This window comes from Vibrio sp. L5-1 (assembly GCF_021728315.1).
Taxonomy (GTDB): domain Bacteria; phylum Pseudomonadota; class Gammaproteobacteria; order Enterobacterales; family Vibrionaceae; genus Vibrio; species Vibrio splendidus_K.
Map to the genome: position 1 here is coordinate 471,300 of NZ_JAKKCQ010000002.1, position 16,050 is coordinate 487,349.

Here is a 16,050-nt window from a genome sequence, read left to right on the forward strand (position 1 = left end):
ATCATTATGGATGCTGAGTTATTAGAGATTCAAAACTTTCTGGCACAATACCCCCCTTTCTCTGAACTTCCTGAAGAGATATTGGTGAAAGTGACCAGTAGTGTGGAAATTTCTTATTACCGCCAAGATACCCCTATCATTCACTTTGGTGATCAAATTCATGATCTCTACATCGTTCGAAGTGGCGAAGTTGAAGTCTATCGTCGTAAGGGCGAACTCTATAATCGCCTTGATGAAGGGCATGTGTTTGGACAAATGGGGCTGCTGACCAACAACAAAGTTCGCTTCCCAGTTAAAGCGACCGAAGATACCCTTCTCTACTGCATCCCTGAGCCGATTTTCCAAGAGCTCTACGACAACTATGATTCATTCGCCGACTTTGTCGAGGTGGAAGATAACGCGCGACTTCGCCAAGCAAACTCAGACAGCAACGACGCCAACGATTTATCGACATCTAAGGTCAAAACGCTCTTGACCAGCGAAGCGCCGATGATCGAGAAAACGCGCACCATCCAACAAGCAGCAACCATGATGGCAGAAGACAATGTCTCTTCTCTACTGATCATCGACCCTGATATTGTTGAAGATGATGAAGACGATTCAACACCTGTTATCGGCATCATTACCGACCGAGACTTATGTACTCGCGTTCTAGCCGAAGGCCTTGACCCATCAGATGAAGTATCCAGTGTGATGACACCAGAGGTTATCTCACTCGACCACAATGCCTATGTATATGAAGCAATGATGACTATGCTTCGCTACAACGTGCACCACTTGCCAGTGCTTAAAGATAAGAAACCTATCGGTATTATCGAAGCGACCGATATTGTTCGCTACGAGTCTCAAAACTCGCTGTTATTGGTAAGCAGCATCTTCCAGCAACAAAGCATTGAAGATCTTAAAGTACTTTCTGAGCAAGTAAAAGACAGCTTCGTTCGCCTAGTAAACGAAGATGCCAACGCCCACATGGTGGGTACCGCAATGTCGGTAATCGGCCGTAGCTTTAAGCAACGTATTATTGAGCTAGGTGAAGAGAAATTAGGTAAAGCGCCCATTCCTTATTGTTTCCTTGCACTCGGCTCGATGGGACGTGATGAGCAGTTGCTCGTTACTGACCAAGACAACGCCATTATTCTTGATGACACCTACGACGAGAAAAAGCACGGTAAATACTTTGAAGAGTTATCAACCTTCATTTGTGATGGCTTAGATCAGTGTGGCTACGTGTATTGTACTGGTGACATCATGGCCACCAACCCAACGTGGCGTATGACTCGTCGCCAATGGGAAGAGTGCTTTGCCGATTGGATTGATGATCCAAACCCGAAAGCGCTATTGAACGCTTCTATCTTCTTTGATTTAGACGGTGTCTACGGCCGCTTGAAATGGGCGGAACAACTGAACAGCTTTATTGTTCGCCGAGCACGTAAGAACAACCGTTTCTTAGCATGTCTTGCTCGTAATGCGCTTAACCGCACACCGCCACTCGGGTTCTTCAAAGATTTCGTTATGGAAAAAGATGGTCGTCATAACAACTCGATCAACCTTAAACGTCGTGGTACCGCACCACTTGCCGATCTAATTCGTGTTCACTCTTTGGCGGTAGCATCTCGTTCGAAGAACTCATTCGAACGTTTGGATGACATTATCGACGCAGGTATTCTGCCAAAAGGCCGAGCTCAAGATTTGAAAGATGCGATGGAGTTTATCTCCTTAGTTCGTATTCGCCACCAGGCACACGATGTCGACAACAACATAGAACCGGATAACAACATTGAGCCAGAGAACCTATCTGACTTCGAGCGACGCAACCTAAAGGACGCATTCCAAATATTAAGTAATGCGCAGAACTTCCTTAAGTTCCGTTATCAAGCCAGCAATAAGTTTAAGTAGGGCCTATGAACAAACTATTCAGATCACCTGCGGTCGACTGGCCATTTAAGTTTGCTCAAAAGCTGGAACGAGCGAGAGACGAGCGCTTAAAGCAATTTTATAGCCAACCTCTTCCTGCACCTGATACGCCACTATCAGAAATAACCTTCTTAGCTGTCGACTTTGAGACTACGGGTTTAAACCCAAACAAAGATGGCATCATTACCATTGGCCTTGTCCCGTTTACGCTAAATCGTATTTACTTACGACAAGCCAAACACTGGACACTGAGACCAAAGCAGAAATTAGAAGAAGACTCTGTGGTTATTCATGGCATCACTCACAACGACATCATTGACGCGCCAGACCTTAGCGAGGTGTTAGATGAGATATTAGAATCACTGGCGGGTCACATCCCAGTGGTTCATTACCGTCGTATCGAGCGTGATTTCTTGGATAACGCACTGAAAGTGAGATTAGGTGAAGGGATCGAATTTCCAGTCCTCGACACACTCGAGATTGAATCTCAAATCCAGAACAAACTGGCTGGCGGCTTATGGAATAAGCTCAAAGGAAAGAAACCAGCATCAGTAAGGCTTGGTCAGAGTCGCCGTCGATACCACTTGCCGGACTACACGCCGCATCATGCATTAACGGATGCAATTGCAACCGCAGAGTTACTACAAGCGCAGATTGCGCATCATTTTAGCCCTGACATGCCGGTTAAAGATTTCTGGTTATAGCTAGATTTAAATACTGTTTAAATCGTACGTGAAGCGACTAGCCATTAGCCATTAGCCATTAGCCGTTTTACACCTTAATACTCATAACGCTCACATTATCTAAATAGTGAGCGTTTTGTTTTTGCGTATTAGGAAAAGCTTACTTCGCTGTCGGACCAACTAATCGCATTTCCCAATCTTCGACTTTGCCAGTTTCAAGGCGACGATCTATAAGTGCTCCCCAAGATTCGACTAAAGGTAGCTCCGCCAATTCTTTGAGCTCTTGTTTATCCAAACAACCTGTAAACACCGCCCCCATGATGCGAGTTAACGGCCATTCTGGATAAGGTCTTTCACATAGAATGATCTCATCTCCAGCGCCGATATCACCCTCTTCCAATACACGGAAATACCAGCCAGTTCTTAGCGTATCTTGCAGCCTTCTTGCCATATCATTTTGATCGAATCTCACGTTCAGCTTCCAGCACGGCATGCGCCCTTGCGAGACTTCCAACAATGTTGAACCAATACGAATCTTATCTTTCAAGCAAATGGAATGCTCCGTGACGCCGCTTGAGCTTAGGTTCTCGCCAAATGCGCCTGCAGATTGAAAGATGATTTTGTCACCTAACTCTTCCTGCCAAACTGGGTAGTGCTCGCTTGGGTAGATATGAAGGGCTTTTTGAATACCACCGTGAAAGCGAGGGTCGCCTTGTTCATCATTGGTAAAACCAAGTTCTGTGGCATGCTGACGCTCAGGTGAAACCTGCTTGTTGATGGCACTATTTGCACCGTGTGCAAAGGCAACAGTTTTACCTACCAATACGCTATTTACTAAGCCTAACTTCTTCATATCTTTCCCTTTTACCTAAACTTATTTTCTGAACTGCGTGAGACAAACGACACGATAACTCGATTTCATTCACTACGCCAAGCATGATAATCTAACAAACCAATGTCACAATAGGGACATAACGACACTTAACCATGCTAACCCGCCAAATAGATTCTCACTCCGGAATCATCAACTCAAATGAGATGATGGTCGCTAATCCTAATTCACCAGCGTTAGTGAAGACCATCGATATGCCCAAGGGCTACGTCGATGTAATGCACCAACATACGTGGCATCAAGTGATTTTCCCGCTCAAAGGCCTATTGCAAACGAAAACCGATCACTACCAGCATCTTGTGCCCCATACTTCTGCTTTGTTTGTGCCTGCAGGGATTCAACATGAATCTATCGCATTGAGCCATACGACGTTTGTCGGTATTTACCTTAATCCAGCCTTTGGTATTGAGTATGAGCCTCAAGTGCGAACCATTACCCTGACGCCGTTTTTGAATGAGTTATTGCAGGAAATTCGCAGACAGTGCGAAGGATTAGTGAGTGATGAAGAGGTATCGCGATTGCTCTCGGTATTGCACGATCAGATCATGAAAGACAACGTTCAGACCTATCAATTGTTGCTACCCGAAGACCGACGATTGAAGCTTATCTTTGAAGCGCTGACAGAGGCACCAACGTTGCACTTTTCGTTGAAGGAATGGGGAGGTAAAGTCGGTGCATCAGAGCGAACCTTATCGCGCTTATTCTCAAAAGAGTTCAACACGTCATTTCAGTTATGGCGACAACAAATCCGCCTGATTTACTCGTTGTCTTTGTTGGATGAAGAGTTCTCAATCCAGAATATTGCTGATCAAGTCGGTTATCAAAACGACTCGTCTTACATTAAAGCTTTCAAGGCATCTTTTGATGTAACCCCGCAGCAGTTTCGCTTTAGTGGTCGAAGAAGGTAATTAGGCCTCTATATTTATAGGAAACAAAAAGAGGAGCCTAAGCTCCTCTTTTCACTGGTAAACATCTAGGTCGCTTATTAAGCGTATTTCTCTTCGAAGTCTTTCATAAAGCTAACTAGTGCCTGAACGCCTTCCAGAGACATCGCATTGTAAAGTGACGCTCTCATTCCACCCACCGCTCGGTGACCTTTTAACGATTTCAGACCTGCAGTATCAGCCAGCTCTAAGAACTTGCTGTCTAGCTCGGGTTTCGCCAACTGGAAAGGTACGTTCATTCTTGAACGGTTTGCGGTGTGAACATCGTTTTTGTAGAAAGCAGAGCTATCAATTGCATTATAAAGCAACGCCGCTTTCTCTTTGTTCACCAACTCCATCGCTTCAACGCCACCTTGAGCTTTAAGCCACTTGAACACAAGGCCTGATAGGTACCAAGCGTACGTTGGCGGTGTGTTGAACATTGAGTCTTTTTCAGCAAGTACTTTGTAGTTCAGAATACTCGGCAATACTTCGTTTGCTAGTTCTAGTAGATCATCACGTACGATAGCAATGCAGATACCAGCTGGGCCGATATTCTTTTGAGCACCCGCGTAGATAACACCGTACTGAGACACATCGATCTTACGAGACAGAATGTTAGATGACATATCCGCGACGATTGGCTTATCCGTTTGAGGAAGCTCACTGATTTCAATGCCATCGATGGTTTCGTTTGGACAGAAATGTACGTACGCCGCTTCTGGGTCGATTTTCCAATCTTTAGCCGGAACAACCGCCGCTTTGCCATCAATAGATGTCTTCGCGTTAAATACATCGATTTCGCAATATTTGCTCGCTTCAGTCACTGCGCTTTCTGCCCAGTAACCCGCATCAATGTAAGTCGCTTTCGTCGCGTCACCTAGAAGGTTTAGAGGAACAGCAGCGAATTGAGCACGAGCTCCCCCCTGACAGAAAAGAACTTTATAGTTGTCTGGGATGTTCAGAAGATCACGTAGGTCTTGCTCAGACTCATCGGCAACTTGAATAAACTCTTTGCTGCGATGGCTGATTTCCATAACGGAAGTGCCTAAACCATTCCAATCAATGAAGTCTGCTTGCGCTTGTTTCATTACCGGTTTAGGCAGTGCCGCTGGGCCAGCACTAAAGTTGAATACGTTATCTAATGTAAGTTCCATGGGGATAATTGCTCCTGCTAAATAATAACTAAGCAAGTAATACCATGTTTTACCCAACATAAAAACAACAAAAGAGGTCTTAAGACCTCTTTTGTTTCGTACCGTACAAAATGTTTAACTTAACCCGTTAGATCGCCCTATCAGTATTAAGCCCGACTCTTTTTATTGAACAAAAGCCGGCATAAGCAGTGCAATTAATGGAATTTCTTGTCCATTTTCAAACACTAGATTTCCATTCTCTAGGTCAGCCGTGATTTCATAACCACTTTCTGTTTGCTTGATCATTTCCATCACGATCAATTCGTCGATACCTTCACGGATAAAAGGGTATTCTTCAACAAGCTCATTTGAGAAGCTAGATTGAACATTACCTGTTAATGCAGGAACAATCATTGAAGGGTTACTGCTGATGTTTTCTGTGCCTTCCGGTACGCTCACCAACCATTTAGATTCAAACTGACCTTTACCTAATTCTAACGACATATTGTTCATTGAAAGGTCGAAGCCTTTAGCAAACAGTACGTCGATGAACGGAATGATCTCAGCCACATCTTCTTGTGTCAGAACAGGATTCGCCTGGTAAATTTCAAAGATTTTCTCAAACGACTGGCTGTCCAGTTTCGACATTTCAAAATCGACGTTTAGATTGTTCAACTGGCCTTCGTTGGTCTCAATATTGGCGACATCCAATTTAAGACTGCTGCTCAAGCGCTTAGTCGCTTCATCTAGATGCGATTCAAAATCGTACTTAGAGTTTTCGATGGTCATGAATGGCTGCATTGCAGAATCTGAAATCAAGAAGCTATCAATAGTAAAATTCTGCGTGCCTAACCAGTAACCTTTTGCTTGCTGGCCTGAACCAATACCTTTTAGATTTGAGAGTGTCACCTCTTCACCCGTTTCAAAATCAATTTGAACCGATGGGATAGAAAGCTGGTAATCAACCTGCCCTAATACAGTGGCGTGGCCAGACAGATTCGACTTCGTGATAGATACCGAGGTACCATTTTCTTCTGAGCCTTGGTGATTGAACTGGCTTAACTCGAAGTTGAAATCCGTGTTGCCGTTTAGTTCAGTGCTGGTAGTCAGAGTAAGAGGCAGAATGTCAGTATTCTCAAACGTCGACAGCGCGTTTAAGCTCACTAAGCCATGGCTCACCGCACTATTAATGACAAACTCACTTGGTAAGCCATCGAGCGCAAGCTGCTCTTTCAAGCTCTCATCCGTCACAGTTACGCGAGTGGTTACAGTAGAAGAAAGGTAACCTCTATCGTATTCCACGATCTCAGCTTGAATGCTTGAATTGTTAAGCTTTGCAACGCCATCAGTAATCGCATTTTGTCCAATTTGCCCAACCGCTAATGGCCAACAAAGTGCCAATGAGATTGCTCCGCCAATTGCACCAATTTTTCTTAACTGTTCCATGAGTTCTCTTTCTACACTAGTCTGTTTTTTTTAGTCTAACCCATCAGTAGCAAACAAGAAACATTGAGTTAAATCAGTCTATTGCTCGATACTTCGATTGCCTCAATAAATTAACGGCTAGCTCTCATCCTTATTCAGTGGTTCTTGCTAGGCTAGAGACGTCGCTACTATTAAGGTTGAGCTGTGAATCAATACGCTGTTATCTGTTTGGACAATAATCCGGTTAGCATTGAAAGAATACGTTCGGAGCTGGCTCCGTTAGCTTCTGTATTCGATATTTATACTGCCGAGAACATAGAAGACGCGCATCACGCATTAGAAGATATCCATGATCACCACCAAACCGTTGCTTTAGTGATCACTCATCATCATTCTGGATTTAATGGTGTGCAATTTCTTATTGAACTGGAACAGCTGCCCCATAGTAATACCGCAAGAACGATATTAGTCAGCGCTTCGTCAGACATTCAATCCATTCTGACCGCGGTGAATGAAGGCCGGCTCAATCACTGCCTAACCAAACCCGTTCAAGATCAAGTTCTATTCAAATCGGCGCAAAAAGAACTGACCTCTTTTGTTATCCAATACGACTCAGAAAACCTGTTATCTTACAGCGACGCATTGGATCAACAGCGCTTATTCAGAGCACACATCGAGCAAAAGATTCATTCTTTTCAATCAGGTTTCATTCACGACTACCACCAGCTTTCTGACAATGCCCTTGCAGAGCGTGTCGTCAGTGCATTACAAGATGTGTTTTCAAAAGATGACAAAACTAAGGCTATTCGAGACTACTCACCCGAACATCTCCTCACTGTAGAAGGTGAAGACAATCGCTTTTTATGGCTGATCATTGAGGGTGAAGCCGCTCTCTATAAAAAAGACGAGTTGGGGCAACAGCGGGAAGTGGTACGACACTCTAAGGGCAACATTGTCGGCGGGATGTCGTTTGTGACGGGTGAACCTTCGTTCTCAACCGCGATAACCCTAACGCAAACACGGGTCATCAAACTGGATAAAGATAGCTTTGCTCAGGTAATGCACTCAAACAATACCCTGCTGCCGTTATTCACCAATCTATTGCTCCGTCACTTTAACCGCCGCTTGCAAAGAAGTATCACTAATAAAATCAAGCTGCAACAAACGTTGGAGTCACTAGAGTCTGCACATCAACAATTGATCGAGAAAGAGAAGATGGCGATGCTCGGGCAACTTGTCGCGGGCGTTGCTCATGAGTTGAACAACCCTATTGCTGCGATTCTACGAAGTATTGAAACCTTGTCTGAACATCTCGACCAGATACTCGTAAACTCGTCGCTCCCAGAATCGAATAAAGGGACTGACGTGCTGGCGCATTCAAAGTTAGCCAAGCCACTATCAACGGCTCAAGAAAGACAACTCGTAAAGCACCTCACCTCTACTATCGATGATCGTGCGCTAGCCAAAAAAGCCGTGAGACTAAACCTAAGCCAAGATTCGGCGGTTTTAGATACCCTAAAAGACTCCCCTGTCGCAGGCAAAGAGCTGCTCAATGACTTAGAGCATTACCACTATGTGGGAAACTCTATCCGCTCAATTCAGGTATGCAGCAAGCGTATTGCCGATATGGTTAAAAGCCTAAAAAGCTATGCCCGAGAAGATGAAGAGGTTCGCCACTACGCAGACATTCACGAAGGGCTTGAAGATACCTTAGTGATCTTTGAAAACAGACTCAAACATCACCAACTCGAAAAACATTACGACACCGAATTACCGCCTTTATTGTGCCAGTCGCTCTCGCTACAACAAGTATGGACAAACCTGATCTCTAACGCACTCGATGCCCTTTCTGAACGAGGAAAAGTGTCAATCACTACCTCTCAACAGACGCAAGGTGACGACACATTTCTTGTAGTGGAAATCTCCGACACCGGCCATGGCATTGCGAAAGAAGACATCAGCACCATTTTCAACCCAAATTTCACGACCAAAAAAGAAGGCAATTTTGGTTTAGGAATTGGTTTATCTATTTCTCAACAAATCGTTTCGGCTCATCAAGGGTTTATTTTGGTGGAGTCTGAGGTAGGCAGCCATACACACATGCAAGTGTGGCTTCCATTCAAACAAGAAGGAGCACCTCATGAATAAGTACCTAATTTTATGTGTCGATGATGAGCCTGAAGTCCTCAACAGTGTCCTTCAAGACTTAGCACCATTTGAAGAAAACTTTATTGTTGAAGGCGCCGAATCGGTCTATGAAGCCAAGCAGGTAATCAAAGAAATGGGACAAGATGGCATTAAACTCGCCTTAATCTTGTGCGACCACATCATGCCTGACAAAACCGGTATCGACTTTCTCATAGAGCTCAATCAGAACGATTACACTAAGCCGACACGCAAACTACTGCTCACAGGGCAAGCAGGCCTGGAAGATACGGTGACCGCGATTAACAACGCTGCGCTTGATTTCTATATTTCTAAGCCTTGGCAAGGTGATCAACTCAGAGACACGATTACTCAACAACTGACCGACTATGTCATTGCAAACGACAAGCAATTGCTAAACTGGACTTCCATTTTAGATACCGAGCGCATCCTCACGTCAATGGCAAACAAGCGAACAAGCTTTGGTGAATAACCTAATACATTGTGAATCGACCTTAAATTTTGGTGAATAGTCCTATAAACATGAGATCTCAGTTGCAGAGCAGCGCCTAAATTGTATATTTTTTAACTAAATGGCAAAGGATTGGCATTTTTATGGATTACTTTTCCACGAGTTAGATTAAACTGTCTCAATGTTTATGGTTTGCCTGATTTTTCTCAAGCCAAAGGAATTAACACTAAATAAAGGTTTACGGTCGTTATGCGCAAAATTCTACTTACTACCGCTATGCTATTGGCTTCTAGCCAAGCACTAGCTGTTGATGAACAACCACAAGTAATGAGCAACTTTAACTACGATTACTTTGAAGCACGTATCGGTGCTAGCCCAGTAACATTTGGTGGCGCGTTCAGTAAGTCAATTCACCCGAATGCTCACGCTATAGCACGTATCGATTCAGAATTTGAAGGCGATTACGACTCAGCTGTAGGTCTTGGTTTCCACGCTCCATTAAACAACTGGGCAGACCTAACAGGTGAAATGCTAGCTCGTATCGTTCAGCCTGAAAACTCAAGCTCTACTGATATCGGTATGGAAATCAACGTTGGTGTTCGCCAATGGCTTGGCCCACAACTAGAAGTTGGTGGTAAAGGTGGTTACGTTTCTATCGATGACAACGATGATTGGACGGGTTCTGTTTACGCGCGTTTCCATTCTACAGAGCTTTTCTCTTTAGGTGCTGAAGCTCGTATTAACGACTTCTACGGTGATCAGCTAATGTTCACGGCTCGTTTCAAGTACTAATACTTAACGCTCAAGCCCTAGCAAATAAGCTCTCCATGAGCACTTAGCCTTTTGATACTTAGTCTTTTAAGAAATCCGGCTAAGACAGAAACAAAAAAACCGAGGACATTCCTCGGTTTTTATTTATTAGTAATAATCTTAAGCATATAAGGTAAACTTCTTTAGTGGCAGCCCTTTAATAATTGCTGCTTGCGTGGCTCTTGTAATAGTTTCCAGTGAATACCATCAATTGCACCCGCAAATTTCCAAAGTAGTTTTAGGTCAACATCGTTTCCGTACGCTTTACGAACCTTATTAAACACTTCAGGCGCGCCCAACTGCATAAACATTGAAACATCGTCCACACCCGCCTTTTTAACCATGCGCTCTAACGTAAGTTGCATGTTTGGTAGATCTCTCAATCGACGGCTAGCGGATGATTTCTTAAAGCTACGTTGCTGAATTGAATTATCGATTGAAGTACGAATAATACTATCCAATTCAGGATGTTCGCATGTAAAAAGATCAGTAATATCGTAATAATTTACGGTAGCTGTTGTCTGTTTTTTTACATGACGATACTTTTCACAGTCAAGATCCGTCAGTTTTTTATCTAATGACTTTCCACCTCTGATGAATAAACAACCTTCGCTCAATAAAGCGAACATAGCGTCATTTTGAAAGAGGCCAATACCTCCAAACATAGAACGTTTTTGATGCTCACCAAATTGATTCACGTAATTAATAAATGCTGTCTCGGTCATATCCGTTGATCCTTAATCAAATTACCCCGATTAGGTTCATTACCAGACAAGCAGCTTTTTATGCGAAAAATTTTTAATCTATTTTTTTATTCTTTAGGTGAATATTATGATTTCGTTTTCCACCTTTAAATAAATGATACTTCGAAAAGAAAAATAAGTCTGGGCTTAGTTCACATCAATCAATTGAGTATTATGATTTTTCATGATTGATATCACAGTAAACTATCAAACTATGCTTAAATTTCGACACCCAGTGATACACCCGTTCAAATTATTCAAGGTTATGTCGTCGGATGAGTATTGCTTCACAGCATCGCGGCTTGTAAAATGGCAGAACATACATGTTGTTACTTTTTTTATGAATCATTTATCGTTTTTCTGGCTACCACAAAATAAGGCTCTTCTCTTAAAGGGTCTAGAATCAGAGTTTGCCCAACTTGTTGGCCATTCTATTTCAGCGGGAAAAATAACACTTCCTCCTATCCCTAACGTTGTACTGAAAATTCAAAAGCTTTGCACTCTCGAATCAACCGGGATTGCCGAAGTTGCCGAATGCTTACTTGAAGACCCAGGCCTCACTGCTGTCGTCATTCGAGTGGCTAACTCTGTCGTATTCAACAGACGCAACATTACTTGCGTCGATATGATGACGGCTGTGTCACGCCTTGGCATATTAAGAGTGCGTGACATCGTTACGGCTCAGGCTATTGAACAACTCAAGCATTCAGTCAACCTGAGCAAAGAGTGTAATGAGTTACTGGTTCAGAGCGCTTCTGTCTCCAAAGAACTCGGCGCCACTATGGTACTGGTTACCAACGGCTTCAAAGAACTCTCCCCTATTGAATACCGCTACCTTGAACATGAGAAGTCACTGCTTGTTGGGTTACTGGCTGACATTGGTTTATTCTGTTTAGTTAGCGAATACCATCTCTACCTCGAAAATGGCAATTACCTAGACCACGATATCGCCCTACAAATATTCCAAGGCCAATGTTCCGCAACCAGTAAACTGGTGCTTAATCGTTGGGGCTTCGACAGCGACTTTATTGATGTGTGCAGTAATACCATTAATAGCCACGAAGAACGCGAAGTGTCTTACTTGGATATTGCTCGAATCGCTAATCACCTGCTGATGTTCAGAAACAAGGATGAGAACATCGATGATCACGAAGTTGAACTTAACGTGACAGGTGCAGAGGTGCTTTATAAATTAAGCAACTTGAGCAAACATGATTTTAATGCAAAGCTAAGCGACGTGATCAATACTAGTGGCTTCTAAGTCACTGTTAAGTGACAAGTAAATGTAATATGAAGTAAATGCAATGGGGAAAGCATGTTTACAGGGATGATCTTTATATTTGCACCACTCGTCGTGGGGTATCTTTTTTCTATTTCGAACGATCAGACGCTAGAATTTATCAACCGCTCGACATCGCGGTTGATCTACGTGATTCTCGCGTTAATGGGGCTAAGCTTAGCCGCCCTCGATAACCTAGGCAGTAATCTGCAGACAATCCTTCTTTACACCATCACTTTCTTTGTCTGCTTAAGCGTCTGTAATCTGATGGCGCTACCCGCTATTGATAAGTTACTGCCACTCAAAACCGACAGCAGCAAAAAGAAGCTTCCCCTCTCTTCGATGGCGATGGAGTCTGCCAAACTGATCCTAGTTGTGGGTTCAGGCCTTATCGCTGGCTTAGTGCTCCCTATTGGCCTTGATTGGGTTGATACCGCCAGTGAGTGGATTTTGTTTGTACTTCTCTTCTTTATTGGCATTCAACTGCGTAATAGCGGTTTAACACTTCGACAAATTTTGCTGAACAAACACGGCATGGTCATCGCAATCACGATTATCATCACCTCAATGCTAGGTGGCGTTATCGCGGCTTACATTCTGGATATCCCTCTGTTCAAAGCCTTGGCTATGTCTTCTGGATTTGGTTGGTATTCTCTGGCTGGTATCTTGATGGGTGACGCCTTTGGCCCTGTTTATGGCGGTGCTTCTTTCATGCTTGAGCTGTTAAGAGAGTTAGTTGCCTTAGTACTGATTCCAGTGCTGATTCGCAGCTATCCGTGTACCTCTATAGGCTATGCAGGTGCTACGGCGATGGACTTCACTCTACCTGTCATTCAAACAACAGGCGGTGTGCGATGTGTGCCTATCGCTATCGTCAGTGGCTTTATCCTAAGCTTGCTTGTCCCGATTTTGATGTTGTTCTTTGTATCTCTTGCTAACTAGATCGCAGGAATAGCGTTTGTTTTAGATTAGAATGCAACTCGAATACCCATGCCCAAGACACCGATACAGTTACCGAAATAAAAAGACACTAAGTGTCATTGCTCAACAAATAACGATCACGGTAACCTGTAACGACAAAGTTATAAAAAGAATAAACTTACAAAAGGAACCACTATGAAACGCCTTTGCGTCGCATTACTGCTAGCTTCAACTTCTACTTTCTCTTTTGCAGCAGATTCAATGTCTGAAACAAACCAGTGCCAAGCAAAAAAATATGATGCGTACATCGACGCCTCTTTGAATTGGTATGCCGACCTTGCTGCATTGACCTCTGAGCAATACCCAGAGCTAACAGAAGTCAGTGAGTGGTTCCTAGAAGGTCGTAAGCACCACTTTGAGCTTAATCGTGCTGCAGTAAACTACTACCTTGTGAACGACTCAAGCAAAGTGGCTACAGAACAACCTGTCGAAGGTTGGCTACAACTAGAGCAACACGACATTAAAACGCTATCAACACGTGATGATGAGCTAGGTAAAATCGCGAAAACAACGTTCGACGACCGCCAGTCAACGCCTCATGCTCAAAACTACGAGCTACGCTCAGCCTTTGCAGAATTGCTTAGCCACCCTAAGCAAATCGATACGGCACTGCAACGCTACAATCAGTCAATTACTAAACTTGAAGCGATTAAGTGTAAATAACCCCTCATTTAATATGCTTTTTTGAGAAGTTGGATTTCATAATTAAGACGGGACATTGTTCCCGTTTTCGTTTAGATTGTCCCGCTCGCGTCAATATAAAAAACAATAAATCGCTTGCTATGGTTACGGAACAAAAAACAGCAGATGTTAGCTTCGACAGTCTTTTACGTATCTTCACGGTACCTGAAGGCCCAGATTCAACACTCACTCAAATTGAAGACAAACTTTCACGAAACCTGAATCAATTCTTACGTGAACACATTGTGGCTGAAGAAAAGCCGCTGCGTGAAATTGAGAAAGATTTTTCAAATGCTCATATCCCTGAGCAGCCTGAGTTTGTTTCTGAACATACTGAGCATCTCCTCGATTCTCTCGTGTCTCACTCGGTTCATACGTCTTCGCCAAGTTTTATTGGCCACATGACGTCTGCTCTGCCGTACTTTCTGATGCCGCTTTCTAAGATCATGATTGCGTTGAATCAGAATCTAGTAAAAATTGAGACCTCCAAAGCTTTCACGCCCCTGGAGCGTCAAGTTCTGGGTATGCTACATCGCTTGATCTACCAAGATGACGATCAGTTTTATTCACGCTGGATGCACAGTGCGAACCACTCTTTGGGTGCGTTTTGTTCTGGTGGTACCATCGCGAACATTACTGCGCTTTGGGTTGCACGCAACAATGCGCTGAAGGCACAAGGCTCATTCAAAGGTGTAGAAAAAGAAGGCTTGTTTAAAGCCATGAAACACTACGACTACGAAGGCCTAGCCATCTTAGTTTCTGAACGTGGTCACTACTCTCTGAAAAAAGCCGCAGATGTCCTTGGTATTGGTCAAGAAGGTCTAGTGTCTGTTAAGACGGATAACGACAACCGCATTTGCACTGACGATCTAAGACTCAAGATCGAGCAACTCAAGCAGAACAAGATCAAACCTTTCGCCGTCATTGGTGTGGCTGGTACAACCGAAACTGGTAATATCGACCCGCTAAGAGACATTGCTGAGGTGTGTGCCGAAACAGATTGTCACTTCCACGTAGATGCAGCTTGGGGCGGTGCGACTCTGATGTCGAACAATCATCGTCACCTGCTTGATGGCATCGAGCTAGCAGATTCAGTCACGATTGACGCACATAAACAGCTTTATATCCCTATGGGTGCGGGTATGGTGCTGTTTAAGAAACCAGATGCGATGACAGCGATCGAACATCATGCTCAATACATATTGCGTAAGGGTTCGAAAGATCTTGGTAGTCATACGTTAGAAGGCTCTCGTTCCGGTATGGCAATGCTTGTTTATGCGTCGATGCACATCATCAGCCGACCTGGCTACGAACTGCTAATCGACCAAAGCATCAACAAAGCGCGCTACTTTGCCGACCTGATTAAAAATCAAAGCGATTTCGAACTGGTTTCAGAGCCTGAGCTGTGCCTACTGACTTATCGCTACGTGCCTGAACCAGTTAAAGCGGCGCTGCTTAAAGCTGACGCAACAAAACGCGTTGAACTGAATGAGCTACTGAATGAACTGACCAAGTTTATTCAAAAGAAGCAGCGTGAAACAGGCAAGTCTTTCGTATCGCGAACGCGCTTAAATCCCGAAGCATGGGCGCATCAACCAATCATCGTTTTCCGGGTGGTGTTAGCAAATCCACTGACAGGTAATGATATTCTTTCTTCAGTGCTTGAAGAACAGCGTGAAATCTCTACACTAGCACCTAACTTGATGAGTAAAATCACTAAACTGGTTACGCAAATCAACGCATAGTCATTCAATTTTAGTTGCATCAAATTGAAAATTTCTTTCTTTTTGATGTAACTAAGCTGTCAGTTCATACTCAATTTGCATTCTTTTTGCTCAAACTCTCTTCCAATTCTGTAGTTTTCTAAAATTTTGTTGAGGTTTGTCATATTCTTAAGCATTCATGCCGTGTTTTTGTATTAGTAAATAGTATGTTGGGTTTATACTGACTCTATGGTGCTAGTTAG

14 protein-coding genes are annotated in these 16,050 nt (G+C 43.6%); 10 read left to right on the forward strand and 4 right to left on the reverse strand.

The annotated features are described in order from the left end of the window. Window positions 1-6: 6 nt before the first annotated feature. Complete coding sequence (locus L3V35_RS08925) at window positions 7-1,896, forward strand: DUF294 nucleotidyltransferase-like domain-containing protein (protein ID WP_004734701.1); 1,890 nt, start codon at window positions 7-9, stop codon at window positions 1,894-1,896. Window positions 1,897-1,901: 5 nt separating this feature from the next. Further along, complete coding sequence (locus L3V35_RS08930; RefSeq protein WP_237299401.1) at window positions 1,902-2,618, forward strand: 3'-5' exonuclease; 717 nt, start codon at window positions 1,902-1,904, stop codon at window positions 2,616-2,618. A gap of 139 nt (window positions 2,619-2,757) precedes the next feature. On the opposite strand, the gene L3V35_RS08935 is transcribed toward L3V35_RS08930, so the two are convergent. After that, window positions 2,758-3,450, reverse strand: a complete 693-nt coding sequence (locus tag L3V35_RS08935) for an MOSC domain-containing protein (protein WP_237290632.1) — start codon at window positions 3,448-3,450, stop codon at window positions 2,758-2,760. A 134-nt stretch (window positions 3,451-3,584) separates the two neighbouring features. Here L3V35_RS08935 and L3V35_RS08940 point away from each other — a divergent pair, with 134 nt between their 5' ends. Next, entirely contained in the window at window positions 3,585-4,397 is an 813-nt protein-coding gene (locus L3V35_RS08940) for a helix-turn-helix transcriptional regulator (protein WP_237299402.1), read from the forward strand. A 77-nt stretch (window positions 4,398-4,474) separates the two neighbouring features. On the opposite strand, the gene serC is transcribed toward L3V35_RS08940, so the two are convergent. Together serC and L3V35_RS08950 are read right to left on the reverse strand one after the other, a co-directional pair. Continuing rightward, window positions 4,475-5,569, reverse strand: a complete 1,095-nt coding sequence (serC, locus tag L3V35_RS08945; protein ID WP_054546572.1) for a 3-phosphoserine/phosphohydroxythreonine transaminase — start codon at window positions 5,567-5,569, stop codon at window positions 4,475-4,477. Window positions 5,570-5,731: 162 nt separating this feature from the next. Next, complete coding sequence (locus L3V35_RS08950) at window positions 5,732-6,994, reverse strand: DUF945 family protein (RefSeq protein WP_171307730.1); 1,263 nt, start codon at window positions 6,992-6,994, stop codon at window positions 5,732-5,734. A 183-nt stretch (window positions 6,995-7,177) separates the two neighbouring features. Between L3V35_RS08950 and L3V35_RS08955 the strand changes: the two genes are divergently transcribed. From L3V35_RS08955 to L3V35_RS08965, 3 genes are all read left to right on the forward strand, one after another. After that, window positions 7,178-9,121, forward strand: a complete 1,944-nt coding sequence (locus L3V35_RS08955) for an ATP-binding protein (RefSeq protein ID WP_146458094.1) — start codon at window positions 7,178-7,180, stop codon at window positions 9,119-9,121. After that, window positions 9,114-9,611, forward strand: a complete 498-nt coding sequence (locus tag L3V35_RS08960) for a response regulator (RefSeq protein WP_146458092.1) — start codon at window positions 9,114-9,116, stop codon at window positions 9,609-9,611. The genes L3V35_RS08955 and L3V35_RS08960 overlap by 8 nt, the downstream gene beginning before the upstream one ends. 228 nt (window positions 9,612-9,839) lie before the next feature. After that, window positions 9,840-10,382 (forward strand): hypothetical protein, encoded by a 543-nt coding sequence (locus L3V35_RS08965; RefSeq protein ID WP_004734692.1) that lies wholly within the window; start codon window positions 9,840-9,842, stop codon window positions 10,380-10,382. Between the two features lie 161 nt (window positions 10,383-10,543). Here the strand turns inward: L3V35_RS08965 and L3V35_RS08970 are convergent, their stop codons facing one another. Next, window positions 10,544-11,125, reverse strand: coding sequence for a TfoX/Sxy family DNA transformation protein (locus tag L3V35_RS08970; RefSeq protein WP_004734691.1), 582 nt, complete (start codon window positions 11,123-11,125; stop codon window positions 10,544-10,546). Between the two features lie 358 nt (window positions 11,126-11,483). Here L3V35_RS08970 and L3V35_RS08975 point away from each other — a divergent pair, with 358 nt between their 5' ends. The 4 genes from L3V35_RS08975 (at window position 11,484) to panP (ending at window position 15,829) form a co-directional block, all read left to right on the forward strand. After that, a complete protein-coding gene (locus L3V35_RS08975; RefSeq protein WP_004734690.1) occupies window positions 11,484-12,404 on the forward strand; it encodes an HDOD domain-containing protein in 921 nt (306 codons plus the stop codon). Between the two features lie 54 nt (window positions 12,405-12,458). Further along, window positions 12,459-13,364 carry a lysine exporter LysO family protein gene (locus L3V35_RS08980; RefSeq protein ID WP_171312065.1) on the forward strand — a complete coding sequence of 302 codons (906 nt, stop codon included), beginning with the start codon at window positions 12,459-12,461 and terminating at the stop codon, window positions 13,362-13,364. 174 nt (window positions 13,365-13,538) lie between these two features. After that, window positions 13,539-14,066, forward strand: coding sequence for a hypothetical protein (locus tag L3V35_RS08985; protein ID WP_004734688.1), 528 nt, complete (start codon window positions 13,539-13,541; stop codon window positions 14,064-14,066). Between the two features lie 119 nt (window positions 14,067-14,185). Beyond that, on the forward strand, window positions 14,186-15,829 hold the full coding sequence (gene panP, locus L3V35_RS08990) for a pyridoxal-dependent aspartate 1-decarboxylase PanP (protein ID WP_237299403.1): 1,644 nt from the start codon (window positions 14,186-14,188) through the stop codon (window positions 15,827-15,829). Window positions 15,830-16,050: the final 221 nt, after the last annotated feature.

Excerpts from the sequence above, each read along its gene's own strand:
- panP (WP_237299403.1), top strand. The coding sequence starts at position 14,186 with ATGGTTACGGAACAAAAAACAGCAGATGTTAGCTTCGACAGTCTTTTA.
- L3V35_RS08975 (WP_004734690.1), top strand. The coding sequence starts at position 11,484 with ATGAATCATTTATCGTTTTTCTGGCTACCACAAAATAAGGCTCTTCTC.
- L3V35_RS08985 (WP_004734688.1), top strand. The coding sequence starts at position 13,539 with ATGAAACGCCTTTGCGTCGCATTACTGCTAGCTTCAACTTCTACTTTC.
- L3V35_RS08970 (WP_004734691.1), bottom strand. The coding sequence starts at position 11,125 with ATGACCGAGACAGCATTTATTAATTACGTGAATCAATTTGGTGAGCAT.
- L3V35_RS08950 (WP_171307730.1), bottom strand. The coding sequence starts at position 6,994 with ATGGAACAGTTAAGAAAAATTGGTGCAATTGGCGGAGCAATCTCATTG.
- L3V35_RS08980 (WP_171312065.1), top strand. The coding sequence starts at position 12,459 with ATGTTTACAGGGATGATCTTTATATTTGCACCACTCGTCGTGGGGTAT.
- L3V35_RS08925 (WP_004734701.1), top strand. The coding sequence starts at position 7 with ATGGATGCTGAGTTATTAGAGATTCAAAACTTTCTGGCACAATACCCC.
- L3V35_RS08930 (WP_237299401.1), top strand. The coding sequence starts at position 1,902 with ATGAACAAACTATTCAGATCACCTGCGGTCGACTGGCCATTTAAGTTT.
- L3V35_RS08960 (WP_146458092.1), top strand. The coding sequence starts at position 9,114 with ATGAATAAGTACCTAATTTTATGTGTCGATGATGAGCCTGAAGTCCTC.
- L3V35_RS08965 (WP_004734692.1), top strand. The coding sequence starts at position 9,840 with ATGCGCAAAATTCTACTTACTACCGCTATGCTATTGGCTTCTAGCCAA.
- serC (WP_054546572.1), bottom strand. The coding sequence starts at position 5,569 with ATGGAACTTACATTAGATAACGTATTCAACTTTAGTGCTGGCCCAGCG.
- L3V35_RS08935 (WP_237290632.1), bottom strand. The coding sequence starts at position 3,450 with ATGAAGAAGTTAGGCTTAGTAAATAGCGTATTGGTAGGTAAAACTGTT.
- L3V35_RS08940 (WP_237299402.1), top strand. The coding sequence starts at position 3,585 with ATGCTAACCCGCCAAATAGATTCTCACTCCGGAATCATCAACTCAAAT.